This is a genomic window from Halopelagius inordinatus (assembly GCF_900113245.1).
GTDB lineage: Archaea > Halobacteriota > Halobacteria > Halobacteriales > Haloferacaceae > Halopelagius > Halopelagius inordinatus.
On sequence record NZ_FOOQ01000001.1, the window covers coordinates 1386829 to 1408448 of the forward strand.

General features: G+C 66.6%; 23 protein-coding genes. 10 read left to right on the top strand and 13 right to left on the bottom strand.

All coding sequences use genetic code 11. The features are described 5' to 3' along the window. Nucleotides 1-16 precede the first annotated feature (16 nt). On the top strand, nucleotides 17-1795 hold the full coding sequence (locus tag BM167_RS07170) for an acyl-CoA carboxylase subunit beta (RefSeq protein WP_092890787.1): 1779 nt from the start codon (nucleotides 17-19) through the stop codon (nucleotides 1793-1795). Nucleotides 1796-1809: 14 nt separating this feature from the next. Here the strand turns inward: BM167_RS07170 and BM167_RS07175 are convergent, their stop codons facing one another. After that, on the bottom strand, nucleotides 1810-2649 hold the full coding sequence (locus tag BM167_RS07175; protein ID WP_092890790.1) for a hypothetical protein: 840 nt from the start codon (nucleotides 2647-2649) through the stop codon (nucleotides 1810-1812). A 185-nt stretch (nucleotides 2650-2834) separates the two neighbouring features. On the opposite strand from BM167_RS07175, the gene BM167_RS07180 reads away from it, so the two are divergent. After that, complete coding sequence (locus BM167_RS07180) at nucleotides 2835-3191, top strand: DUF5658 family protein (protein WP_092890793.1); 357 nt, start codon at nucleotides 2835-2837, stop codon at nucleotides 3189-3191. A 49-nt stretch (nucleotides 3192-3240) separates the two neighbouring features. Here BM167_RS07180 and BM167_RS07185 read toward each other — a convergent pair whose 3' ends face one another. Together BM167_RS07185 and BM167_RS07190 are read right to left on the bottom strand one after the other, a co-directional pair. Beyond that, entirely contained in the window at nucleotides 3241-3663 is a 423-nt protein-coding gene (locus BM167_RS07185) for a DoxX family membrane protein (RefSeq protein ID WP_092890796.1), read from the bottom strand. A gap of 70 nt (nucleotides 3664-3733) precedes the next feature. Then, entirely contained in the window at nucleotides 3734-4192 is a 459-nt protein-coding gene (locus BM167_RS07190) for a MaoC family dehydratase (RefSeq protein ID WP_092890799.1), read from the bottom strand. A 90-nt stretch (nucleotides 4193-4282) separates the two neighbouring features. Between BM167_RS07190 and BM167_RS07195 the strand changes: the two genes are divergently transcribed. The 5 genes from BM167_RS07195 (at nucleotide 4283) to pyrI (ending at nucleotide 8801) form a co-directional block, all read left to right on the top strand. Continuing rightward, nucleotides 4283-5137, top strand: a complete 855-nt coding sequence (locus BM167_RS07195) for an HpcH/HpaI aldolase/citrate lyase family protein (protein ID WP_092890802.1) — start codon at nucleotides 4283-4285, stop codon at nucleotides 5135-5137. Nucleotides 5138-5212: 75 nt separating this feature from the next. Continuing rightward, nucleotides 5213-6469 carry a Glu/Leu/Phe/Val family dehydrogenase gene (locus BM167_RS07200; protein ID WP_092890805.1) on the top strand — a complete coding sequence of 419 codons (1257 nt, stop codon included), beginning with the start codon at nucleotides 5213-5215 and terminating at the stop codon, nucleotides 6467-6469. Between the two features lie 97 nt (nucleotides 6470-6566). Next, entirely contained in the window at nucleotides 6567-7322 is a 756-nt protein-coding gene (locus BM167_RS07205; RefSeq protein ID WP_092890808.1) for a DICT sensory domain-containing protein, read from the top strand. Nucleotides 7323-7416: 94 nt separating this feature from the next. Beyond that, complete coding sequence (gene pyrB, locus BM167_RS07210; RefSeq protein WP_092890811.1) at nucleotides 7417-8331, top strand: aspartate carbamoyltransferase; 915 nt, start codon at nucleotides 7417-7419, stop codon at nucleotides 8329-8331. Next, entirely contained in the window at nucleotides 8328-8801 is a 474-nt protein-coding gene (gene pyrI / locus BM167_RS07215; RefSeq protein ID WP_092890814.1) for an aspartate carbamoyltransferase regulatory subunit, read from the top strand. Before pyrB ends, pyrI begins: the two co-directional genes overlap by 4 nt. Nucleotides 8802-8822: 21 nt before the next feature. Here the strand turns inward: pyrI and BM167_RS07220 are convergent, their stop codons facing one another. After that, nucleotides 8823-9869 carry a PAS domain-containing sensor histidine kinase gene (locus tag BM167_RS07220; RefSeq protein WP_092890817.1) on the bottom strand — a complete coding sequence of 349 codons (1047 nt, stop codon included), beginning with the start codon at nucleotides 9867-9869 and terminating at the stop codon, nucleotides 8823-8825. Between the two features lie 345 nt (nucleotides 9870-10214). Between BM167_RS07220 and BM167_RS07225 the strand changes: the two genes are divergently transcribed. Beyond that, a complete protein-coding gene (locus BM167_RS07225) occupies nucleotides 10215-11060 on the top strand; it encodes a hypothetical protein (protein ID WP_092890820.1) in 846 nt (281 codons plus the stop codon). A gap of 207 nt (nucleotides 11061-11267) precedes the next feature. Here the strand turns inward: BM167_RS07225 and BM167_RS07230 are convergent, their stop codons facing one another. The 9 genes from BM167_RS07230 to BM167_RS07270 form a co-directional block, all read right to left on the bottom strand. Further along, nucleotides 11268-11993, bottom strand: a complete 726-nt coding sequence (locus BM167_RS07230; protein WP_092890823.1) for a ThuA domain-containing protein — start codon at nucleotides 11991-11993, stop codon at nucleotides 11268-11270. 44 nt (nucleotides 11994-12037) lie between these two features. Beyond that, on the bottom strand, nucleotides 12038-12838 hold the full coding sequence (locus BM167_RS07235) for an enoyl-CoA hydratase/isomerase family protein (protein WP_092890826.1): 801 nt from the start codon (nucleotides 12836-12838) through the stop codon (nucleotides 12038-12040). 31 nt (nucleotides 12839-12869) lie between these two features. Beyond that, nucleotides 12870-13922, bottom strand: a complete 1053-nt coding sequence (locus tag BM167_RS07240; protein WP_092890829.1) for a mandelate racemase/muconate lactonizing enzyme family protein — start codon at nucleotides 13920-13922, stop codon at nucleotides 12870-12872. Beyond that, on the bottom strand, nucleotides 13922-14869 hold the full coding sequence (locus BM167_RS07245; protein ID WP_092890832.1) for a 1,4-dihydroxy-2-naphthoate polyprenyltransferase: 948 nt from the start codon (nucleotides 14867-14869) through the stop codon (nucleotides 13922-13924). The genes BM167_RS07240 and BM167_RS07245 overlap by 1 nt, the downstream gene beginning before the upstream one ends. A gap of 462 nt (nucleotides 14870-15331) precedes the next feature. Continuing rightward, nucleotides 15332-16249, bottom strand: coding sequence for a 1,4-dihydroxy-2-naphthoyl-CoA synthase (locus BM167_RS07250; RefSeq protein ID WP_092890835.1), 918 nt, complete (start codon nucleotides 16247-16249; stop codon nucleotides 15332-15334). A gap of 59 nt (nucleotides 16250-16308) precedes the next feature. Next, the gene (locus tag BM167_RS07255) at nucleotides 16309-16785 is read right to left on the bottom strand and encodes a DUF8215 family protein (RefSeq protein WP_092890838.1); all 477 of its coding nucleotides are present in this window, start codon (nucleotides 16783-16785) and stop codon (nucleotides 16309-16311) included. An 84-nt stretch (nucleotides 16786-16869) separates the two neighbouring features. Continuing rightward, entirely contained in the window at nucleotides 16870-18630 is a 1761-nt protein-coding gene (gene menD, locus BM167_RS07260; RefSeq protein ID WP_092890841.1) for a 2-succinyl-5-enolpyruvyl-6-hydroxy-3-cyclohexene-1-carboxylic-acid synthase, read from the bottom strand. A 25-nt stretch (nucleotides 18631-18655) separates the two neighbouring features. After that, nucleotides 18656-20005, bottom strand: coding sequence for an isochorismate synthase (locus BM167_RS07265; protein ID WP_092890844.1), 1350 nt, complete (start codon nucleotides 20003-20005; stop codon nucleotides 18656-18658). Nucleotides 20006-20112: 107 nt separating this feature from the next. After that, nucleotides 20113-20706, bottom strand: a complete 594-nt coding sequence (locus BM167_RS07270; RefSeq protein ID WP_092890846.1) for a sulfite oxidase-like oxidoreductase — start codon at nucleotides 20704-20706, stop codon at nucleotides 20113-20115. 182 nt (nucleotides 20707-20888) lie between these two features. Between BM167_RS07270 and BM167_RS07275 the strand changes: the two genes are divergently transcribed. Then, nucleotides 20889-21101: a ribbon-helix-helix domain-containing protein gene (locus BM167_RS07275; RefSeq protein ID WP_092890848.1), complete on the top strand. Its 213-nt coding sequence runs from the start codon at nucleotides 20889-20891 to the stop codon at nucleotides 21099-21101. Nucleotides 21102-21160: 59 nt separating this feature from the next. After that, complete coding sequence (locus BM167_RS07280; protein ID WP_092890850.1) at nucleotides 21161-21439, top strand: UPF0058 family protein; 279 nt, start codon at nucleotides 21161-21163, stop codon at nucleotides 21437-21439. Nucleotides 21440-21620: the final 181 nt, after the last annotated feature.

A 21620-nucleotide genomic window follows, 5' to 3' on the forward strand; every position in this document is an offset into this window, starting at 1 on the left:
CCGCTGAGTCGGAACTATGAAGGTCCGAATCGGCGGCGACGCGTCTGCCGACGAAGCGTCTGCAATCGCCGGCGCACTCGCCCGCCACCTCGACACAGAAGTGGAAGTGTACGCCGGTGGCGACGCCCCCGCCGCGACGGCCGACCCGCCCGCGACGGAGTACCCCCTCGACGACGAACTCGGCCCCACGGGCCGCGAGGAGAGACTCCGCGCGGAGATAGCCGACATCCTCGACGGCGGCCCGGAGAAGTATCGCAACCGCCTCTCCGAACAGGGGAAACTGTTCGTCAGAGACAGACTCGACCTGTGGTTCGGTGACCGAGGGGACGGCGACGGAGAGGCGGGCGACGGCGTCATCTTCGAGGACGGGAAGTTCGCCAACTTCGACTCGTGGCACCCCGACAGTCCCGAAGTCGACGCGGAGGACGCGGGAGACGACACCCGCCTCCCCGCCGACGGCCTCATCACGGGGGCCGCCGAGTTCGAGGGGCGGAAACTCCACTTCATGGCCAACGACTTCACCGTCAAGGCCGGGTCGATGGCGCGCCGGGGCGTCGAGAAGTTCCTCCGGATGCAACAGCGAGCGCTGAAAAACGGCAAGCCGGTGCTGTACCTGATGGACTCCTCGGGTGGCCGAATCGACCAGCAGACGGGCTTTTTCGCGAACAGAGAGGGAATCGGGAAGTACTACTACAACCACTCGATGCTCTCGGGTCGCGTCCCGCAGATATGCGTCCTCTACGGGCCGTGCATCGCGGGCGCGGCGTACACGCCCGTCTTCGCTGATTTCACCGTCATGGTCGAAGGGATGTCGGCGATGGCCATCGCCTCCCCGCGGATGGTGGAGATGGTCACGGGCGAGAAGATAGAGATGCAGGAACTCGGCGGCGCGCGGATGCACGCCGAGGAGTCCGGAAGCGCCGACTTGGTCGCCCGCGACGAGGAACACGCCCGCGAACTCGTCGCCGAACTGATAACCTACCTCCCCGACGTGGCGGGCGAGAAACCGCCGCAGTCCGAGACGGTGCCGCCGAAGTACTCCCCCGACGGCATCGACGAACTCATCCCCGAATCGCCGAACCGCCCCTACGACGTCCACGACCTGTTGGACCGAATCGTGGACGCGGAGTCCGTCTTCGAACTCAAACCCGACTACGGCGAGGAGATAGTCACCGCCTTCGCGCGCATCGACGGCCGCCCCGTCGGCGTCGTCGCCAACCAACCGACTGCGCGTTCGGGAGCCATCTTCCCCGACGCCGCCGAGAAGGCGGCGGAGTTCATCTGGACGTGCGACGCCTACGAGATTCCCTTACTCTACCTCTGCGACACGCCGGGGTTCATGGCCGGGTCGCAGGTGGAGAAAGACGCCATCTTGGAGAAAGGAAAGAAGTTCATCTACGCCACCTCCTCCGCGACGGTGCCGAAACAGACCGTCGTCGTCCGGAAGGCGTACGGCGCGGGCATCTACGCGATGGGCGGCCCCGCGTACGACCCGGAGAGCATCATCGCCCTGCCCTCCGGAGAGATAGGCATCATGGGGCCGGAAGCGGCCATAAACGCCGTCTACGCGAACAAACTGAACGAGATAGACGACCCGGGGGAACGCCGGAAGCGAGAGGCGGAACTCCGCGAGGAGTACCGCGAGGATATCGACGCCCACCGAATGGCCAGCGAAGTCGTCATAGACGAGATAGTGCCGCCCTCGGACCTGCGCGCGGAACTCGCCGGGCGCTTTGCCTTCTACGAGACGGTGGAGAAGTCCCTCCCCGACAAGAAGCACGGCACCGTCCTGTAGGCCGTTCCCGGACGCTAAGGAGAGTCCGTACCGACGGCTATCGTGGCCGAGAGCCGGTCTTCCCGCCACGCGAGACTGAACGTCGCTTTCGGGTCGTCGGTTTCGTAGTACGTCTCGGGCCGGTATCTGTGCGTCCACTCGTTCGTCTCACCGGCGTCGAGTTCGAGCGAGACGCTCTCGACGGGCATGTACGCTATCTCCGGTCCCTGTCGGTTGAGTGCCCCGACGAACGTGCCGGGCGCGTCGCCGACGTTCTCGACTGTCACCGTCACCGTCGCCTGTTCGCCCCCCGCCACGGAGTCGGGCGCGGTGAGTTCCGCGTCGAACTCCGTCGGGGGTCGGTTCAGGGCGTCGAGAGCGCTCTCGCCTAACGGCTCCGACCCGTCGGACCACCGGAGTTCGACCGACTCGGCGTCGAGGGGTTTCGGGAGGGAGAAGACGAGGACGTTCTCGGGGACGTTCCGGTACTCGCCGTAGTCCCAGATGCCGTTCGTGAACCGCCCGCCCTCGTCGTCCGCGACCGGGTCGTACGTCGCGTCTCCGGCCGCCAACGCGAACTCGCTTTTCTCGGGGAACGGTTCGTCGTCCGAGAGGGTGACGACGAGGAACTGTTCGTCGCGTTCCCCGACCGTTCCGATGGAGTCGGGTGAGTTCGGCGAAACGACCGCCGGCGTGACCTCGACGCGTCGGAATGCGACGGTCGTCTCTGTCGTCGGTTCGGTGGTCTGCGGTCCGTCTGTCGGCGTCGCGGAGGACTGCGCTGTGGGGTCCGACCGGGTCGCGCAACCGGCCAGCGAAGCGAGTACCGCCCCGCCGAGGAGGAGGACGCCGCGCCGAGACTGCGTGGAGGGCATGGTGGTTCGACCTTCGACAACGCCGGAATAAGTCTTCTGTGCCGACCGGTCGGCGCGCGAACGGGCGAGGTTCCCGTTGGAAACCCGATAAGACGCGCCTACCGTCGGGGGTAACGTTCTATTTATCCTGATAGTCGTTCCGTATGCGACGATTACTGAGGGTAGTCCCCGCTGACGCCTGAGGCATGGCCGCGCCGAACTCGACAGCGTTCCCGTCGCCTCTCCCGGCCGCCCTCGACGCGGTGGCCGAACACGAACGGAGCCTCTGGGCTCTCGTCGTCGTGACGTTCGTCCTCGACGTTCTCCTGACGGCCTACGGACTGGAAGTCGGCTTCACCGAGGGGAACCCGTTCGCGCGGGCGGTCATCGCGTCCGTCGGCCCGTTGCCGGCGATGGTCGGCCTGAAAGCTCTCGTCGTCGCGTTCGCCGTCGGTGCGGCCCGCCTCGTTCCGCAACGGGGACGACCGCTCATCCCCCTCGCTGTGGCGACGCCGTGGGGTCTCGCGTCGGTTTCGAACTTCGTCCTCGTCGCCGGACTGTGAGCGTCGCGAGAGCGGACCGACTTCGTGACCCGGAATCCGCGGCGAGAGCTCACTCCTCTCGGAGAGAGTCGAGAAGCACGGACCACGCCAGTCCGGTGAGTCCGACGTCGCGAGCGAGGACGTCGCCGAACAGACCGGCTTCGAGAACGAAGACGGCGGCGAGATAGAGACAGGTCGCAGAGAGCGACACGGCGGCGACGGCACTCGCGAGGGCGGTGTACCGGTCCGCGAGAATCGCCGCGCCGAACCCGATTTCTAACACCCCGTTGACGAGCATGAACGCGACTGGGGAGACGACCACCCACGGCGCCAGCCAATCGACGACGTAGACGGCCCACGCCGCGGGGTCGAGCAGTTTGTGGACGCCCGCGGAGAACACCATCAGACCCAACCCGACGCGAGCGACCGTCGACGCGTCGGGCGCGAACGCCGCGGCGTCGCGGAGGCTACCGACGACCCGTCGCGTGTCCATGAGATATCCTCGCGTCCGAGTCGCAAAAACCGGTTGGTCGCCGTCGCCCCCGGCCGCCGCGGCGCGGGCGTCAGGAGTCGTCGCCCGGCCGTTTCAACGACAGCACCGTCCGCTCGAACGAGCAGACGACCGTCTCCGTTTGGTTCAGGACCTCCACGCGCATCGTCACGACGCCGCGTTCGCCGTCCGACGTCTCCCGTTTCTCCGTCACCGTAGACCGCGCGCGGAGCGTATCGCCGTGGAACACGGGTTCCGGATGCTCTACGTCGTCGTACGAGAGGTTGGCGACGATGGTGCCGTCCGTCGTCTCCGGAATCGTGAGTCCGACGCCGAGAGAAAGCGTGTAAAGGCCGTTGACGAGTCGCTCTCCGAACTGGGTCTCGGCGGCGAACTCGGCGTCGAGATGCAACGGCTGTTGGTTCATCGTCGCGTCGCAGAACCGTTGGTTGTCGGATTCTGAGACGGTTCGGCGCTTCTCGTGTTCGATAGTCTCTCCCACCTCGAACTCCTCGTAGTACCGCCCGGTCATGGGCGCACGTCGCGGGCGAGAAGAAAAGGTGTACTGGTGGACCCCGTCCGCGCCGCGTAGTTTCAACACGCCGCCTCGCGTAGAGCGAGTATGGCACGACGAAGTTTGCTCTTCTCGCCGGGGGACCGTCCGAAACTGATGCGAAAGGCACCCGAAACCGGTGCCGACGTCGTCTGTTTCGACCTCGAAGACGCCGTCGCCCCGGCGCGAAAAGACGAGGCTCGCGACGCGGTTCGGAGCGTCTTGGCGGACCCCGAGTTCGACCCCGACGCCGAAGTCGTCGTCCGCCTGACGGCCTCCGAGTTCGAGTCCGACCTCGCGGCCCTCCTCGACGGCGACGGCGGCGACGTGCGCCTCGACGCGGTGATGGTCCCGAAAGTCGGCTACCACGAGGACGTGCGCGCCGTCGCCGACGAACTGGACGCCCGCGGACGACCGCGTCCCGTGTTCGCTCTCGTCGAAAGCGCACGCGGCGTGTTGAACGTCTCGGAGATCGCCGCCGCGGACCCGACGACTGCGGTTCTCTTCGGCGCGGAGGATTTGGCCGCCGACGTCGGCGCGACGCGAACGCGCGAGGGGACGGAGGTGCTGTACGCCCGAGAACGCGTCGTCCTCGCGGCGGCGGCCGAGGGCGTGGACGCGATAGACACGGTCTACACCGACTTCGAAGACGAGTCGGGACTGCGCGAGGCGACGGCGTTCGGCGCGACGCTCGGATACGACGGCAAGATGGCGATTCACCCCGCACAGGTCGCGCCGATAAACGAGGCGTTCACCCCCGACCCCGACCGAGTCGAGTGGGCCAGACGGGTGATAGCGGCCCGAGACGACGCCGACGAAGCGGGGAGAGGCGTCTTCCGCGTGGACGGGGAGATGATAGACGCACCCCTCGTCGCGCAGGCCGAGCGGATTCTGGACCGCGCCGGATACGATTCGGCGTCCTAGTACAATATCGAGAGTGGGGTAGACAACGGTAGAAATCCCGGCAGACTTAACGTGCGCCCCACGGGTGAGTGAACTATGTCCGAGGAGGCAAACCCGTTCGAGAGTCTGCAGGAGCAGATAGACGACGCCGCGGGGCATCTCGACGTCAGAGACGACGTTATCGAACGTCTGAAGCACCCCGAGCGAGTGCTCGAACTCAACCTCTCTGTCGACATGGACGACGGCCGAGTAGAGCGATTCGAGGCGTTCCGGTCGCAGTTCAACGGCGACAGGGGTCCGTACAAAGGTGGTATCCGGTATCACCCGAACGTCTCCCGCGACGAAGTGAAAGCGCTCTCGGGGTGGATGGTGTACAAATGCGCCGTCGTCGATATCCCGTACGGCGGCGGAAAGGGGGGTATCGTCATCGACCCGACGGAGTACTCCGAGAGCGAACTCGAACGCATCACGCGGTCGTTCGCCGAGGAACTCCGTCCCATCATCGGCGAGGACGAGGACATCCCCGCCCCGGACGTGAACACGGGTCAACGGGAGATGAACTGGATAAAGGACACCTACGAGACGCTCGAACACACGACGGAACCCGGCGTCGTCACCGGGAAAGCGCTCTCCTCCGGCGGGTCCGAAGGTCGAGTCGAGGCGACGGGTCGGTCCACCATGCTCGCCGCCCGCGAGGCGTTCGACTACCTCGACATCGAGATGGAAGACGCCACCGTCGCGGTGCAGGGGTACGGTAACGCCGGGTCCATCGCGGCGTATCTCCTCGAAGAGTTGGGAGCGAACGTCGTCGCCGTCTCCGACTCCAGCGGCGGAATCTACGCCGAGGGCGGACTCGACGCCCGCGGAGCAAAGCAGTTCAAAGCGGAGACGGGGTCGGTCGTCGGATACGACGAGGGCCAAGAGGAACTCACGAACGAGGAACTCCTGACGCTGGACGTCGATCTCCTCGTGCCCGCGGCTTTAGAGAACGCCATCGACGGCGAACTCGCGGCGGACGTGCAGGCCGACGTGGTGGTCGAAGCGGCGAACGGACCGCTGACGCCCGACGCCGACGACGTCCTCACCGACCGCGACGTGACCGTCGTTCCGGACATCCTCGCGAACGCCGGCGGCGTCACCGTCTCGTACTTCGAGTGGGTGCAGAACCGCCAGCGCTTCTCGTGGACCGAAGAGCGAGTGAACGACGAACTCGAACGCGTCGTCACGGACGCCTTCGACACCCTCGTCGACGCCTACGAGACGCACGACCTGCCGAACTTCCGAACCGCGGCGTACGTCGTCGCCATCCGTCGCGTCGCGGACGCGTACGCCGAGAGCGGCAACTGGCCCTGAACCGCCGAATCCCGGTCGCGACGGATGCGTCCGGTCGACCTTTTCTGTTCGAACGCGTATCAAAAAGAGATATACGGTGCGTCACCGAGCCACATACATGTCCCTCCTCGAACTCGTCGCAGAGGTCGAAGCCGAGCGAAAGACGCTCTACGTCAACGCGGCGGACGAGGACGCCGTCGAATCGGTCGAACGGACGTTCGCGGACCGGAACCTGCGAGTCGTAGCGGTGCCGCCGGAGTCGGCCCCGCCGGAGTTCGCGATGTTGACCGACGGCGACGACGTTCTCTCTGCGACGTCGCTCTCTGCTCTCGTCGCGGACGACGATTCGCGGCGCGCGCCGGGGTTCGACGCCGACCCGTACCGCCCGATTCTCGACGAACTCGACGAGACGTTCTTTACGTCCTACGACGCCGCACAGATGCTGTCCGCCTCCCGTGAGATAGAAGACCGAGCGTGGCGGACGGGGTCGGGTCGCCTCTACGCGGGGTTTCAGACGTACTCGGTTCTGGCGGCGCAACTGCCGGTCTACGAGCAACTCGGGACGAAATCTGGACTGGACGTCGTCGCCCTCGCGGCACCCGACGGCGAACTGCCGCCGTACGAAGAGACGTTCGCCGTCTGCGGGCGTTCGACGCCCGAAGTTCGGAGCGTCTGGTTCGTCGCCTTCGACGGCGGGCCCGCCGCGGACGACGCGTGCGCTCTCGTGGCCGAAGAACGCGAGGCGGGGCGGTTCTACGGCTTTTGGACCTACGACCCCGACACCGTCGACGACATCTTCGACTACGTCACGGACCGGTATCTCGGGTCGAGAGACGATGCGCCGTCGTCGCCGCCGACTCGAAGCGACGCGTAGACCGCAGTGCTCGACGGGGGATGCACAGACGTGTATATCTCGCAGCGTTCTGAACCCGAGTGATTCAAGTCGGTCCATCACCCGCTACTCAACGATGCGTCAGGACCACCTCATCTCCGCGGCACAACTGTCGCGGGAGGATATCGAGGCGGTGCTCGACCGGGCGGCCGAAATCGACGCCGACCCGGCGGCGTGGCAGCAACGTCGCGCCGGGCAGGTTCTCGGCCTCTGCTTTTTCGAACCCAGCACCCGCACTCGGATGAGTTTCGACACCGCCATGAAGCGATTGGGCGGTCGCACCGTGGACATGGGCCCGGTCGAGTCCTCCTCCGTCAAGAAAGGCGAGACGCTCGCGGACACCGTCCGCGTCGTCGAAGGATACGCGGACGCCCTCGTCCTCAGACATCCCTACGAGGGGGCGGCTTCGATGGCCTCGGAGTTCGTCGACGTCCCCCTCGTCAACGCCGGCGACGGCGCGGGGCAACACCCCTCCCAGACGCTTTTGGACCTCTACACCATCCGCGAGAACGTCGGACTCGACGATATCACGGTCGGAATCATGGGCGACCTGAAGTACGGCCGAACGGTCCACTCGCTGGCGGAGGCGTTGACCAACTTCGACGTCCGTCAACACTTCGTCAGTCCCGAGAGCCTGCAACTGCCCCGGAGCGTCCGCTACGACCTCCACGAGTCGGGCGCACAGGTGCGAGAACACACCGAACTCCACGACGTCCTCCCTGACCTCGACGTCCTGTACGTCACGCGCATCCAGCGCGAACGCTTCCCCGACGAAAACGAGTACCGGAAGGTGGCGGGCGAGTACCAGATAGACGTCGACGACCTCTCGCGCGCGAAAGAGTCGCTTACGGTGATGCACCCGCTTCCGCGCGTGGACGAAATCGCGCCGGAGATAGACGAGACGGCCCACGCGAAGTACTTCGAACAGGCGCACAACGGCGTCCCGGTTCGGATGGCGCTTTTGGACATGCTGTTGGAGGGAGAGCGATGACGTCCGACGCAGACAAGCAACTCCGCGTCTCGAAGATTCGCGACGGAACCGTCATCGACCACGTCACCGCCGGGCAGGCGTTGAACGTCCTCGCCATCCTCGATATCGACGGGTCGGGCGGCGAGAGCGTCTCCATCGGTATCAACGTCCCCTCGGACCGCCTCGCGAACAAAGACATCGTGAAGGTCGAAGGCCGGGAACTCAGCCAATCCGAGGTGGACGTCCTCTCGGTCATCGCCCCGGAGGCGACGATAAACATCGTCCGCGACTACGAAGTCGTAGACAAGAAGCGAGTCGAACGACCCGCGGAGGTCACGGGAATCGTCTCCTGTCCCAACCGCAACTGCATCACGACGGCTGACGAACCCGTCAGCACCAGATTCGAGGTGCTCTCGGACGGCCTGCGCTGTGCGTTCTGCGGGACTATCGTCCGCGACGACGAGATAGGCGAACATCTCGCTGTCGCCTGACCGCCTCGATACCGGCCCTCTTTACCGCCCCTCTCGCCGTCCCCGTCGATTATCTGCGCTCGTGAATTCGAACCGCGCGCCGCCGTCAGTCCCCGACGTGAGCGACACCGCCCACCCCTGCGCTTCGGCCAGCGAACGGACGATGTTCAGCCCGATTCCCGTCCCGCGAGCGGTGGAGGTGACGCCCGGGTCGAAGACGCGTTTCCGGTCGGACTCGGGGACTCCCTGTCCGTCGTCTTCGACGTAGAACCCGTCGGCTAACTCGCCGACGCGCACGGCCACGTCGGACGCGACGTGGTGCGACGCGTTCCGAAACAGGTTCTCGAAGATGCGTCTGAGGCGCGCTTCGTCCGCATCGACGCTCGCGTCCGTCTCCACCGACAGCGTCGCGTCCACCGTCTCGACCGACGCCCACGCCGCCTCCGCGACGCGGCGCAGTTCGACGGGCGCGGTGCGTTCGACCACCTCGCCTTCGCGCGCCGCCGCGAGGACGTCGTCGATGATGTCGTCGACGCGTTCGAGGGCCGCCGCGGCCCGCCCGAGATACTCGGAGTCGTTCGTCCCCCGTTCGAGTTCGAGATAGCCCATCGCGACGGAGAGGGGGTTCCGAAGGTCGTGGCTGACGACGCTCGCGAACGTTTCGAGGCGGTCGTTCTGGCGGCCGAGTTTCCGTTCGTTGTGTCGTTGCGTCGTGATGTCGCGTCCGACGCCCGCGACGCCCGCGACGCGTCCGTCCGGCGCGTTCACGCTCCGACCCGTCAACTCGAACAGGACTCGACCCTCGGTCGTCTCCGCGCGGGCTTCGACCTTCGTCTCGCCGTCGACGAGTGCCTCCTCGAAGGCCGCTTCGACCGCCCGCCCGTCCTCGGGGAGGAAGAACTTCTCCGGGGTCATCTCCGAGAGTTCCTCGTCGGTCAGGTCGAACAGTTCGTTCAGGCGTTCGTTCCACCGTACGAGGCGACCAGTCGGGTCGAAGAGGTAGAACACGTCGTCGAGAGCGTCGAGTGCGCCCTCGAGGAGCCAATCGTCGGGGGCGTGTTCCTCACCGATATCGTCGTGTGCGGGCATCAGAATCTCTTCCTTCGGGTAACAGGCGACGTAAGTCGTCAAAAGCGTTCCGCGGGCGGCGTCGTCCGCCCGTCGGACACCGTTCTCGAAGCGAGAATATCTCGGGTCGAAATCACTTTGTATCCGGTGGACGAAGGACGCGGTATGTCCGGAAAGGCGAAACTCGTCCTCGTACTGGCCCTCGTAGCGACTCTCTACCTGACGCTCTCCGGTGGGTCCGAACCCATCGACGTGGACGTCGAAGAGTAGCGACGGAGACAACGTCGGCGGCGAACCGCGCGTCGAACGTCCGTTTTTTCGGCCGACAGCGAACGACTCTTCAGCGTCGGCGAGAAAGAAGAATGCATGTACGGCGTCGTCACGCGGAACGAGGAGGAAGTCGAGGGGGACGTCTTCGACCGCGGGTTCTACGAGGTCAAAGACGTGACCGGACGGGCGGCGGCCCCGTTACCGAACGCGGTGAACATGGTGTCTTGTTTCGGCGACACCGCCGCCGCGAACTCGGACCCCGAACTCGTCCCCGTCGACGACGAGGGGAACCTCGCGACGCGCGACCAGACGTACTTCGATTGGGCGTACATCTGCCCGACGAACGAGGAGTACCGAAGCGGCCTGCTCGAAATCGTCGAGGACTGTGCCGCCGAGAACGACGACGTTCGACTCGACGACGTGGGCTTTCCGCGCGAGGAGTACTGCCGGTGTGACCGCTGTGACCGACTCTTCGAGGAGAGCGACCACGACGACCGGATGGCGTGGCGCGCCGAGGTGATAACGGAGTTCGTCGCGGAGGCGGCCGACCGCATCCCCGGGCGGACGTATCTGACGCTCTACCCCGACCCGTATCCGGGGCATCTCTACCGGCGGGCGGGACTCGACGTGGAGGCACTCGCGGAGTACGTCGACGAGTTCGTCGTCCCCCTCTACGACGTGGACTACGGGACGACCTACTGGCTCGAGACCATCGCCAAAGGGTTTCAGACGCTCCTTTCTCCCCTCGACGTGCCGTTCTCGATAGAACTGTACGCCGTCGAGGTGGACGTGGACGCTCTCATCCACGCGACCGAGGTGGCCTCGGAGTACGGGAAAGACGTGTTCTTCGGCTACGACGCCTCGAACGCCACCGCGGCGCTTCGGCGGATGAACGCCGACGACCGGTCGGGCGTGACGCACCGCCCCGACGACGCCGAGTGAGAGGCCTCAGGTCTCAGAGATACCCCGACAGGACGAGGATGGCGAGGACGCCGACGACGAACACGAGGAAGGCGAAGACGAACAATCCGTAGAGGAGGCGACGCTGTCCCGCGGTCGGTTCTGCCATATCTAGCCGATAGGGAGCCACGCGTTTATTTCGAACGGTGGGGACAGTGGAGGCGAGGCGCGGGAACGACAGTCGGCGCGTCAGTCGCTCAGATCTTCGAGCGGTTCGACGTTGCCGTAGTTCGGCGTCGGTCCGTCGCCCGGTGCGGCCCACTCGGCGGCGTTCGCGAGAACGTCGCGCACGTCGTCGCGGAAGTAGATGGGGTACGTCTCGTGGCCCGGGCGGAAGTAGAAGACGCGACCCGACCCGCGGGCGTAACAGCATCCCGACCGGAACACCTCGCCGCCCTCGAACCAACTGGTGAAGACGAGTTGGTCCGGCGCGGGCACGTCGAAATGTTCGCCGTACATCTCTGCTTCGGGTATCTCGATGTACTCGCCGACGCCGTCGGCGATGGGGTGAGAGGGGTCGGTCACCCAGAGGCGTTCTTTCTCGCCCGCCTCGCGCCACTTCAGCGAACACCGCGTCCCCATGAGTCGCTTGAACGGTTTCGAGTAGTGCCCCGAGTGGAGAACGAGAAGTCCCATCCCGTCTAGAACGCGTTCGACCACGCGTTCGACCGCCTCGTCGTCCACCTCGTCGTGCGCGCGGTGGCCCCACCACGCCAACACGTCGGTGTCGTCGAGAACCTCCTCGGTCAGGCCGTGTTCGGGGTCGTCTAACGTCGCCGTCCGCGTCTCGAACCCTCGGTCCTCGTATCCCTCGGCGATGGCCTCGTGGATGCCGTCGGGGTACACCTCCGCGACTTCTTCGTCCTCCTTCTCGTGGCGGTACTCGTTCCAAACTGTGATGCGTACGTCGGACATACTCTCGGGTCGCGCGGGGCGAGTAAGTAGCCTGCGTTCGGCGGCTATCGGCCCTCGAACTCCGGGGGACGCCGTTCGAGGAAGGCGTCGATTCCCTCCTCGTGGTCTTCCGTTCCGAACAGCGCTCCTTGGGCGGCGGCCTCGTGTTCTATCGCCGTTTCGAGCGACACCTCGAACCCCCGCCGGAGCAGACGCTTCGACGTGCGCAACGCGGCCGTCGGTCCCTCGGCCACGTCGGAGACGAACGCCGCAGTCTCCGCTTCGAAGGCGTCAGCGTCGAAGACGCGGTTCGCGAGTCCGAGGTCCGAGGCGCGTTCGGCGTCGAGAACCTCGCCGGTGTAGACGAGTTCCTTCGCGACGCCCGCGCCCACCTCGCGGGGGAGGAGATAGGAGACGCCGGAATCGACCGCGAGCCCGAGTTTCTCGAAGCCGAATCCGATCCGCCCCTCGGTCGAAAACAGGCGAACGTCGCAGGCGAGAGCAACGGCCGCGCCCGCGCCGATGGCCGGGCCGTCTATCTTCGCGACGGTGGGATACGCGCAGTCGTGTATCCGCTTTACGACGCCCGCGGTGTCCTCTATGACGTGGCGAACCGCCTCCTCCGTGGTCCACTCGTCACCGCGCAGTCGGAGCATGGCGTCTACGTCGCCGCCCGCACAGAAGGCGTCGCCCGCGCCCTCGAAGACGACACAGCGCACGTCGTCGTCGAGTCCGTCGAGCGCGTCGCGCACCCCCGCGGTCACGTCCGTCGTCAACGCGTTCCGCACGTCGGGTCGGTCGAGCGTCACGGTGACGACGCCTCCGGTCGAAGAAACGAGAACCGAGTTTTCAGTTTCGTCGCTCATGCGCGACCCGACGGCTGCAGGGAACAAAAGGTCACGGTCGATAGAGAGATTCGAGACCCGTTCCGAGTCCCGGCCCCTCGGGGACGCGGAGTTTCCCCTCCGAGACGGGTGCGGGGTCCGAAGCGAGGTCGGACGACAGCATCGACCCCGTCGCGAGTCCGCAGGCGGGCACGTCGGGTATCGCGGCGGCGACGTGCGCCGCACCGACGCGCGCGACGACGGCGTCTATCGTCGTCGTCACGACGGCGTCCGCGCCCGCGTCTCGGGCGCGCCGAACCGCCGCGAGCGTCCTGTCGGGGCCGCCCAACGCCATCGGTTTGCAGACGAGGACGTCCGCCGCGTCGGCGTCGAGGACGGCCGATACCGTCGTCGTCGCGAGTGACTCGTCGAGTGCGACGCCGACGCCGCGTCCGCGGAGGGCGGCGTGTTCGGACGCCTTCTCGGCGGGAAGCGGTTGCTCGACGTACGAGTAGTCGAGTTCGGCGGCGGTATCGAGCATCCGTTCTGCCGTCTCCTGGTCCCACGCGCCGTTGGCGTCGGCGCGGAGTTCGACCGAATCGCCCGCCGCATCGCGGGCGGCCCGGAGGCGCGTCTCGTCCGCGTTCGGCGCGCGCGCGCCGACTTTCAGTTTCACGCAGTCGTAGCCCTCCGCGACGGCGTCTCTCACGGCGTCTCTCGTCTCCGCTACTGACCCGTCGCCGACGGTGGCGTTGACGGGGACGGACTCGGCGGCGGGGACGGGACGTCCCGCATCCGCGGCGAGTGCGTCGCAGAGACGCTGACCCGACTCGCGCGCCGCGGCGTCGGCGCGGGCGAGGGAGTAGCCGTGTCTGGCCGCGGGCGTTGACGAGCGTTGCTCGTCAGGCCATCGGACGTGGTCCGATGAGGCCGAACCGTCGGGATTCCCGGCTTCGAGGGCCTCTCGGCACTCCGCGAGCGATTCCGTCCACCCCGGAAGCGGCGTCGCCTCGCCGAGACCGGTCCCCTCGTCGGTTCGGACGAGAAATCCAGTCCGCGACTCGATGGTCCCGGCGGCGGTGCCGAGAGGGCGGGCGAGTTCGACGGAGAAGCGTTCGAGACGCATCAGACGGGGAGTTCGACGGCGAGTCCGACAGCGAACAGGGCGGCGTACAGAGCGAGCAGTTTCCCCGTGCGTTCGAGTGCGGGGTTGAGCGCCTCGCCGGACGTCTCGGTTCGGACGGTTCGGGCCACGGAAGCGGCGTACGGAAGCGTCAGGAGGGGAAGCAAGACGGAGACGCCGTAGTCGGGGCGGGCGACGAACCAGAGGGGAACGAGGTACGCGAGTGCGGACAGTCCGACGAACTCCGCGCGGGCGAACCCGTAGCCGAACCGGACGGCGAGCGTCCGTTTTCCGGTCGTCGCGTCCTCGTCTCTGTCGCGGACGTTGTTGACGACGAGGATGTTCGTCGAGATGGCGGCGACGGGGAGGGAGGCGACGACTGCCGCGAGGGGGAACGTGTTCGGCGGAACGCCGACGGTGAACGGGGCCGCAAGAACGGACGCGGCCTGCACGTAGTACGTCCCGGTGACGGCGACGACGCCGAAGAAGACGAAGACGAACACGTCGCCGAGTCCGTGGTAGCCGAGGGGGTACGGCCCGCCGGTGTAGGCGATGCCGGACGCGACCGAGAGGAGGCCGACGACGAGGATGGGCACCCCGCCGACGTAGACGAGGTACGTCCCGACGAGGACGGCGGCGGCGAAGGTGAGGTACATCGCGCGCTTGACCTCGGCGGGGTCTATGAGGCCGCCCGCGGTGACGCGGGTGAACCCCTCGCGGTTCTCGGTGTCTGCGCCCTGTATCGCGTCGTAGTAGTCGTTCGCGAAGTTGGTCCCGATTTGGATGAGAGCGGCCCCGACGAACGCCGCAAGCGCCGGAACTGCGGCGAACACGCCGTCGTGGAACGCCAACCCCGCGCCGACGAAGACGGGGGCCGCCGCCGCGGGCAACGTCTGCGGACGCGCGGCGATGACCCACGCCCTCGTCCGCGAGATGTTCTGCGTACTCATTGCGTCTCTCTCGGGACGCGGTGAGCCTGAAAGTTGGCATCTCGCGCCGCCGCCGGGGGCAGTCCGCCCGCGCCGTCCGGGAGACGCAGCGCGAAGAATAATATTCAAATATAACTCGTGGAGTATTAGAATATATGACAGAGAGCCCGCAGACGGGAGGTGAACCGCAAACGTTCGGCCGGTGCGCCGAATGTGGCGAAGTCTACCCGGTACAGAGAGCCGAAAACGGGTTGCGTCCGGTCGGAACGGGCGGGGCCTGCGCGTGCGGATGCGACGATTTCGAGTCGGTCGAGGAAGGGTAGCGACGGGCGACGGCGAAAGAGCGGAGAGGGGAGCGTTCTGCGGCGGCGGTGTGGGGGGTGCGAGAGTTCTGTACCGCGCGGGAGGCCGTCGGCCGACCGCGCGGCCCTTGTTGGTCCAGATTTTTCGAGGGCGCACTCGAACCCCCTCGAAAAAGGTGGGTTAGTAGTACCAGGGGTACTGTCGGAACTCGGGTTCGCGCTTCTCTAAGAACGCGTCGCGACCCTCTTGGGCCTCCTCGGTCATGTAGGCGAGACGCGTCGCTTCGCCCGCGAACACCTGTTGGCCGACCATGCCGTCGTCGGCCATGTTGAACGCGTACTTGAGCATCCGCATCGCCGTCGGCGACTTCTTCGTCATCTCGTCGGCCCACTCCAGAGCAACGTCTTCGAGTTCCTCGTGCGGAATCGCCTCGTTGGCCATGCCCATCTCGACGGCTTCCTCGGCGGAGTAGGTCTTTCCGCGGAAGAACACCTCGCGGGCCTTCTTCTGGCCGATCTGTTTCGCGAGGTACGCGGAGCCGAACCCGCCGTCGAAGGAGGCCACGTCCGGGTCGGTCTGGAGGAACTTCGCGTGTTCCTCGGAGGCCAACGTCAGGTCGCAGACGACGTGAAGCGAGTGGCCGCCGCCGACGGCCCACCCCGGGACGACGGCGACGACGGGTTTCGGCATGAAGCGGATGAGTCGCTGGACTTCGAGGACGTGGAGGCGACCGGCCTTCGCCTCGCGGACGAGTTCGTCGTCGGACTCGTCCACGTCGTCGCCCTCGCGGTACTCGTAGCCCGACCCCCCGCGGACCGACTGGTCGCCGCCCGCACAGAACGCCCAGCCTCCGTCCTTCGGCGACGGGCCGTTCCCGGTGAGGAGGACACACCCCACGTCCGCCTGTTTGCGGGCGTGGTCGAGTGCGGCGTACAGTTCGTCCACCGTCCCCGGGCGGAACGCGTTCCGGAGTTCGGGTCGGTCGAACGCGATTCTGACGACCGGCACGTCCTCCGCGCGGTGGTAGGTGATGTCGTCGAACTCGTCCGCGCCGTCGACCTGACGCCACCGCTCTTCGTCGAAGATGTCGGAAACCATGGCGGAGAGGGGGACGGCGCGCGCAAAAAGATTCGCTTCCGTAGCGCCGTCGCCCCGAGTCAGACCCCGCGAACCGTCTCGATAGCCGCGGCGGCCGACGACAGTGAGAGGACCGCGACTGCCGCGACACCGCCGCCGACGAACCCGGCGACGACGAGTTCCGACGGCGCGACGGGGGTGGCGGCCGACGTCGCGCCCACGAAGAGCGCAGCGACCACGGCGACGTTGTACCACACGACGCGGAGGAGGACGAAGGCGGTGTTCATCGGCGGCCACTCGGGACCGACCGAGAGGCGGCCGTTCCTGTACGCCGCGATACCGACCGAGAGGACGACGGTGGCACCCATCGCGGCCGACGACGCGGCGATATCGCTGGAGAGGATGGAAAACAGGAGCGCCGGGATGGCGAGGACGACGGCCTCGGCCGTCCCGTCGAACAGGTCTTGGAGCCATCGACCGAGCGGGTCGTTCTCGGACTCCTCGCGCGCTCTGAGGCGACGCTTTTCGGTCGCGGGGTCCGTGCCTCGCTGGGACATGGTCGATAGTTCGGCCAGTACCGTCAAAAACGTACTGCGGAGTCGCAGTCCGACCCACCGAGTGGCCGAGGCGACGAGCGAGAGTCAGCCGCCGTCGGTCAGTCGGTCCACGACGCGTTCGTGGAGGCTCTCGCGGGCGCGGTGGCTTTCCTCCGCGTCGGTGACGACTTCGACGACGTGCGACCCCGCCGAGGACGTCGCTTCGGCGTACGCCTCGCGGAAGCCGTCTCGGTCGTCGCCCGCGACGCGCGCGTACGAGAGTCCGTAGAGGTCGGCCGTCGGTTCGAAATCGAGGCCGTGCGGCGTCTTGAACTGCGAGGTGAAGGGTGGGTCGTACTCCTCTATCGGGAGCATGTGGAAGATGCCGCCGCCGTCGTTGTTTATCAGCACCACCGTCGCGTCCACGTCGCACCGGTCGAGAGCGAGCAGTCCGTTCGTGTCGTGGTAGTAGGCGACGTCACCCGTCACGAGAGTCAGGTCGTCGGTCGTCGCGCTTCCCGCGCCGAGTGCGGTGGAGGCGATGCCGTCGATACCCGAGGCTCCGCGGTTCCCGAGGACGGTCCGCGCCTTCGTCGTCGGGCGGGCGAACCGGTCCGCGTCCCGGACCGGCATCGAGTTCGAGACGAAGACGGTCGAGGGTTGGGGAGCGAGTTCGGTCACGTCCGCGAGGACGCGCCCCTCGGCGGGGAGGTTCTCCTCGTCGTCGAACGCGTCCCAGTGGGCATCTTCGGCCGCCTCGAACCGCCGACGCCACTCGGCGCTTCCGGGCCCGGCGACGAGACGAGAGAGGCGAGCGAGGAGTCTGGAGGGGTCCGCGACGACGAGTTCCGTCGCGGTGAACTCCGCCTCGCGCCACTCGCCGCCCGGGTCTACGACGAGTTGTTCTGCGTCCGTCCGAGCGAGGTAGTTCCGGAGCGTCTTCGAGGTGGGTGACGCGCCGAAGCGAATCACCACCTCGGGGTCGGGCCACTCGGCGGTGACGCGCGGGTCGAGAAAGGAGTCGTACCCTCCGAGCGTCGGCGTGACGCGGACGTGGCCGCCGAATCGGACGCTCGACAGGGGGTCCGCGAGGACGGGGAATCCGCTCGCGTGCGCGAACGCGGCGACCGCTTCCGCGTCCACGCCGGGGGCGTCCGCCGGTCCGGCAACGACGAGTCCGCGCGGCACCGAGATGCGTTCCGCGAGCGACCGCAGTTCGTCGTCGGAGAGTTCGGGGACGCCCGGCGTCGTCTTCACGAACGCGCCGTCTCGGCCCGACGCCGCCAGTTCGGACAGGTCGTCGGGCACGTCGCCCGCCACGGGCGTCGGTTCCAGCGGTTTGCGGAACGGGACGTTGAGGTGGACCGGTCCCGACGGCGTCCCCGTCGCAGTAGAGAGGGCGCGCGCCGCCGTCGTCCGAAGCGAGCGGAGTTTCCGCGAGTCCGCCTCGGGTTCGGGGAGGTCCTTGTACCACCGGACGGCGTCGCCGTACAGTTTCTCTTGGTCTATCGTCTGGTTCGCGCCGGAGTCGCGGAGTTCCGGCGGGCGGTCCGCGGTCAAAAGCAAAAGCGGGACCCGCGACTGGTACGCCTCTATCACCGCGGGGTGGAAGTTCGCCGCGGCGGTGCCCGAGGTACAGACGAGGGGCGTTACGTCGCCCGTCCGCCGTGCGCGGCCGAGTGCGAAGTACGCAGAGGAGCGTTCGTCGAGGTGCGAGAAGACGTGGATATCCTCGTGTCGGTCGAACGCCGCGGTCAGCGGCGTCGAGCGACTACCGGGGGTGATACAGACGGCGGAGACGCCGCCTTCGGCCAGTTCGTCTACGAACGCGCGCGCCCAGAGGGTGTTGCGGTTAGGTGCGGTCATAAGCGTGGTGTGAGTCGGAGAGTCGTCAGGGACGTTCCAGTTCGTCGAGTATCGGTCGGTACTTCAGTTGCACTTCGTCCCACTCGCGGTCCGGGTCCGAGTCCGAGACGACGCCGACGCCCGCAAACAGCGTCGCCGCGGTACCGCGGGAGACCGCAGACCGGAGGGCGACGGCGAACGAACCGTAGCCTGCGGCGTCTATCCACCCGACCGGGGCGGCGTACCACCCGCGGTCGAACGGTTCCGTCTCGCGTATCGTCGCGAGCGCGCGGTCCGGCGGTAACCCGCCGACGGCGGGCGTCGGGTGAAGCGCCTCGACCAGAGAGAGAACGTGTTCGTCCGCCGCGAGTTCCGCCGTTATCGGCGTCCAGAGATGTTGGACGGTGGCGAGACGCTTCACCCGGCGCGTCCCGGCGTTCACCGACGAGGCGAACGGCGCGAGTTGGTCGCGAATCGTCTCCGCGACGAGTTCGTGTTCGTGGACGTTCTTCTCGTCTTCGAGCAGTTCGGTCGCCAGCCACTCGTCTTCGGCAGGCGTCTCGCCGCGACCCGTCGTTCCGGCGAGGGCGTCCGTCTCGACGGTCCGCCCGCGGAGGCCGACGAGTCGTTCGGGCGTCGCGCCGAAAAAGGAGGCCCGCGGTCCGTCGTCGTCGCCGTCGGGTTCGACGAGGAAGCGATAGCAGTCGGGGTACGCCTCGCCGAGTCGAGCCAGAACGTCCGGAACGGAGAGTTCGTCCGCCAAATCGACGTCGAGAGCCTGCGCGAGGACGACTTTCTGCAGGTCGCCCGCGCGGATGCGTTCGACGGCGGCGTCGACGCTCGACCGCCAGTCGTCTTTGGCCGTGGTCCGTCGGCGTCCGACGACGCCTGGCGGACCGCCCGAGTCGCCGGACGCAGAGAGCGACCCGAGGCGTTCGCGGTGGCGGTCGAGTTCCGCCTCGACCGCATCGGAGTCCGCGTCGGGACCGACCGCGTTGACCGTCAGCCACGTCCCGTTGTCGGCGTACGTCACCTGCACGCGCGGGAGGACGAAGCGCGCGCCGGGGAACTGCTCCCACGGCGACCCCGAGACGCTGTCGTCGTGAAACGCGAACCCGCCGAACAGTCGGGGACGGGCCGCCTCGGTTCCGGCGTGGACGTCCCCCGACGAGAACAGCGATTCCGCGGCCTCGCGGACGCGTTCGAACCGGTTCGGGCCGTTCGCGGTTATCGTCGCCGCCGCGTCGCTTCCGACCACCGTCGCCTCGTCGGGCGCAGACCAGACCGTCCGCGGCGCGTCCGCGGCGCGAAGGACGGCGCGGAACGGCGGTTCCGAGATACGGACCGACCTGCTGACGGGACGCGAACCCACCTCGTCAGTCCCCAGCGATTCCATCGGCAGAAACTGAGGACGCCACGCTCTTTTACCTGACTATCCCCGTCAAGCGTCGAATCGGACGGCACAGTCGGTCGAGACCGGTAAAATCCTCCGCACGTCTCGCCTCAACTGTACCGCTCTTCGTTCCACGGGTTCGCCGTGTTCGAGTAGCCGCGTTTCTCCCAGTAGCCGCGTTCGGGTTCGGTGAGGAACTCGACGCCGGAAACCCACTTTGCGCCCTTGTAGGCGTACTTGTGGGGCGTCACGACGCGGAGGGGGCCGCCGTGGTCCGACGGGAGGGGTTCGCCGTCGTACTCGTAGACGAGCATGACCTCTCGGCGCTGACACTCCTCTAACGAGAGGTTGGTCGTGTAGCCGTCGAGGGCGTGGAACATGACGTGGACCGCCTCGTCGTCCACTCCCGCCCGTTCTGCGAGTGTCGGAAACGTGACGCCGGTGAACTCGCAGTCGAACTTGCTCCACCCGGTGACGCAGTGGAAGTCCTGTCGTTGCGTCTCGGCGGGGAGCGAAGTGAACTCCTCGTAGGAGAGAGCCAGGTCGTCTTCGACCGCTCCCCACACCTCGAACTGCCACGAGTCTCGGTCCCACGAGGGGGTTCCGCTCTTCGAGAGGACGGGGAACCGAGACGTCTCTCTCTGTCCCGGCGGGAGTCGCTCGTCGCCGAACTCCTCGTACAGGCCCGTGACGTCTTTCGCCATGCCCGACTGTTCGCGGCGACGCACCTAACGCTGACGACTGCGACGGCCGCCGACTACGGGAATCGGCAACTCAGTTTCGGCAGCCCGAAAGGAATCTCTCGGAAACGTCGGCTTTCGTTTTTCGAACGGTAACGCGGGGCGTAGGAATTAAATAACCCGGCTTCAAACCCCCGGACGTTCAGATGCCCAAAGTCAACATAAACGTACCAGAGCACCTCGAGATGCAGATCGCACAGCTCGTCGAACAGGGCGAGTTCGTCAGCCGCGAAGAGGCGATCTCCGAACTCCTCTCGACCGGAATCCGCGCGTTCAAAACGAGCGGCCCTATCGACGACGACGACCGGGGGTACGAGGACGACGGAATGATGGGTCACGAAGACGAGTACGTCTTCTGAACCCTCCGTGAGACGAATAGCCAAAAACTCTTAAACCGACTTCTCGCCTAACTTCGGACATGCACAAGGACGAACTCCTCGAACTCCACGAACAGATGCTCATCATCAAAAACAACTTCGCCGCGCGCGAGGACGTCGATTCGTCGATATTCGACGCCTACGACCAACTCGAAGTGGACCCCTCGCACGTCCACAAATCCAAGAGCGAACACAAACACGCCGTGTTCGTGCTCGGAAACGCTCTCGCGACGGCGATGAGCGAAGACGAGTTCTCGAACGCCGGGCGCGTCGGAAAGCGGATGCAGGAACTCGCAGACGATGCGGAATCGAAGCTCTGAGGCGGCGATATCTCCTCTCTTCTCTGCCGTTCGGCGCGCGACGCCGACGGCGCGTTCTCCGCTCTGTACTATCGATTTCGTGGCTGTCTCGAATACCGACACGAGTATCAGGCCCGAGCGCGTAGCTCGTGGTAACGCCCCGCACGAAAATCGCCGACGTCGGCGGTGAACGGTCGGCGAG

What these genes read in the sequence shown, in the direction of transcription:
- BM167_RS07170 (WP_092890787.1), top strand. Translation starts at nt 17, where the DNA reads ATGAAGGTCCGAATCGGCGGCGACGCGTCTGCCGACGAAGCGTCTGCA.
- BM167_RS07175 (WP_092890790.1), bottom strand. Translation starts at nt 2,649, where the DNA reads ATGCCCTCCACGCAGTCTCGGCGCGGCGTCCTCCTCCTCGGCGGGGCG.
- BM167_RS07180 (WP_092890793.1), top strand. Translation starts at nt 2,835, where the DNA reads ATGGCCGCGCCGAACTCGACAGCGTTCCCGTCGCCTCTCCCGGCCGCC.
- BM167_RS07185 (WP_092890796.1), bottom strand. Translation starts at nt 3,663, where the DNA reads ATGGACACGCGACGGGTCGTCGGTAGCCTCCGCGACGCCGCGGCGTTC.
- BM167_RS07190 (WP_092890799.1), bottom strand. Translation starts at nt 4,192, where the DNA reads ATGACCGGGCGGTACTACGAGGAGTTCGAGGTGGGAGAGACTATCGAA.
- BM167_RS07195 (WP_092890802.1), top strand. Translation starts at nt 4,283, where the DNA reads ATGGCACGACGAAGTTTGCTCTTCTCGCCGGGGGACCGTCCGAAACTG.
- BM167_RS07200 (WP_092890805.1), top strand. Translation starts at nt 5,213, where the DNA reads ATGTCCGAGGAGGCAAACCCGTTCGAGAGTCTGCAGGAGCAGATAGAC.
- BM167_RS07205 (WP_092890808.1), top strand. Translation starts at nt 6,567, where the DNA reads ATGTCCCTCCTCGAACTCGTCGCAGAGGTCGAAGCCGAGCGAAAGACG.
- pyrB (WP_092890811.1), top strand. Translation starts at nt 7,417, where the DNA reads ATGCGTCAGGACCACCTCATCTCCGCGGCACAACTGTCGCGGGAGGAT.
- pyrI (WP_092890814.1), top strand. Translation starts at nt 8,328, where the DNA reads ATGACGTCCGACGCAGACAAGCAACTCCGCGTCTCGAAGATTCGCGAC.
- BM167_RS07220 (WP_092890817.1), bottom strand. Translation starts at nt 9,869, where the DNA reads ATGCCCGCACACGACGATATCGGTGAGGAACACGCCCCCGACGATTGG.
- BM167_RS07225 (WP_092890820.1), top strand. Translation starts at nt 10,215, where the DNA reads ATGTACGGCGTCGTCACGCGGAACGAGGAGGAAGTCGAGGGGGACGTC.
- BM167_RS07230 (WP_092890823.1), bottom strand. Translation starts at nt 11,993, where the DNA reads ATGTCCGACGTACGCATCACAGTTTGGAACGAGTACCGCCACGAGAAG.
- BM167_RS07235 (WP_092890826.1), bottom strand. Translation starts at nt 12,838, where the DNA reads ATGAGCGACGAAACTGAAAACTCGGTTCTCGTTTCTTCGACCGGAGGC.
- BM167_RS07240 (WP_092890829.1), bottom strand. Translation starts at nt 13,922, where the DNA reads ATGCGTCTCGAACGCTTCTCCGTCGAACTCGCCCGCCCTCTCGGCACC.
- BM167_RS07245 (WP_092890832.1), bottom strand. Translation starts at nt 14,869, where the DNA reads ATGAGTACGCAGAACATCTCGCGGACGAGGGCGTGGGTCATCGCCGCG.
- BM167_RS07250 (WP_092890835.1), bottom strand. Translation starts at nt 16,249, where the DNA reads ATGGTTTCCGACATCTTCGACGAAGAGCGGTGGCGTCAGGTCGACGGC.
- BM167_RS07255 (WP_092890838.1), bottom strand. Translation starts at nt 16,785, where the DNA reads ATGTCCCAGCGAGGCACGGACCCCGCGACCGAAAAGCGTCGCCTCAGA.
- menD (WP_092890841.1), bottom strand. Translation starts at nt 18,630, where the DNA reads ATGACCGCACCTAACCGCAACACCCTCTGGGCGCGCGCGTTCGTAGAC.
- BM167_RS07265 (WP_092890844.1), bottom strand. Translation starts at nt 20,005, where the DNA reads ATGGAATCGCTGGGGACTGACGAGGTGGGTTCGCGTCCCGTCAGCAGG.
- BM167_RS07270 (WP_092890846.1), bottom strand. Translation starts at nt 20,706, where the DNA reads ATGGCGAAAGACGTCACGGGCCTGTACGAGGAGTTCGGCGACGAGCGA.
- BM167_RS07275 (WP_092890848.1), top strand. Translation starts at nt 20,889, where the DNA reads ATGCCCAAAGTCAACATAAACGTACCAGAGCACCTCGAGATGCAGATC.
- BM167_RS07280 (WP_092890850.1), top strand. Translation starts at nt 21,161, where the DNA reads ATGCACAAGGACGAACTCCTCGAACTCCACGAACAGATGCTCATCATC.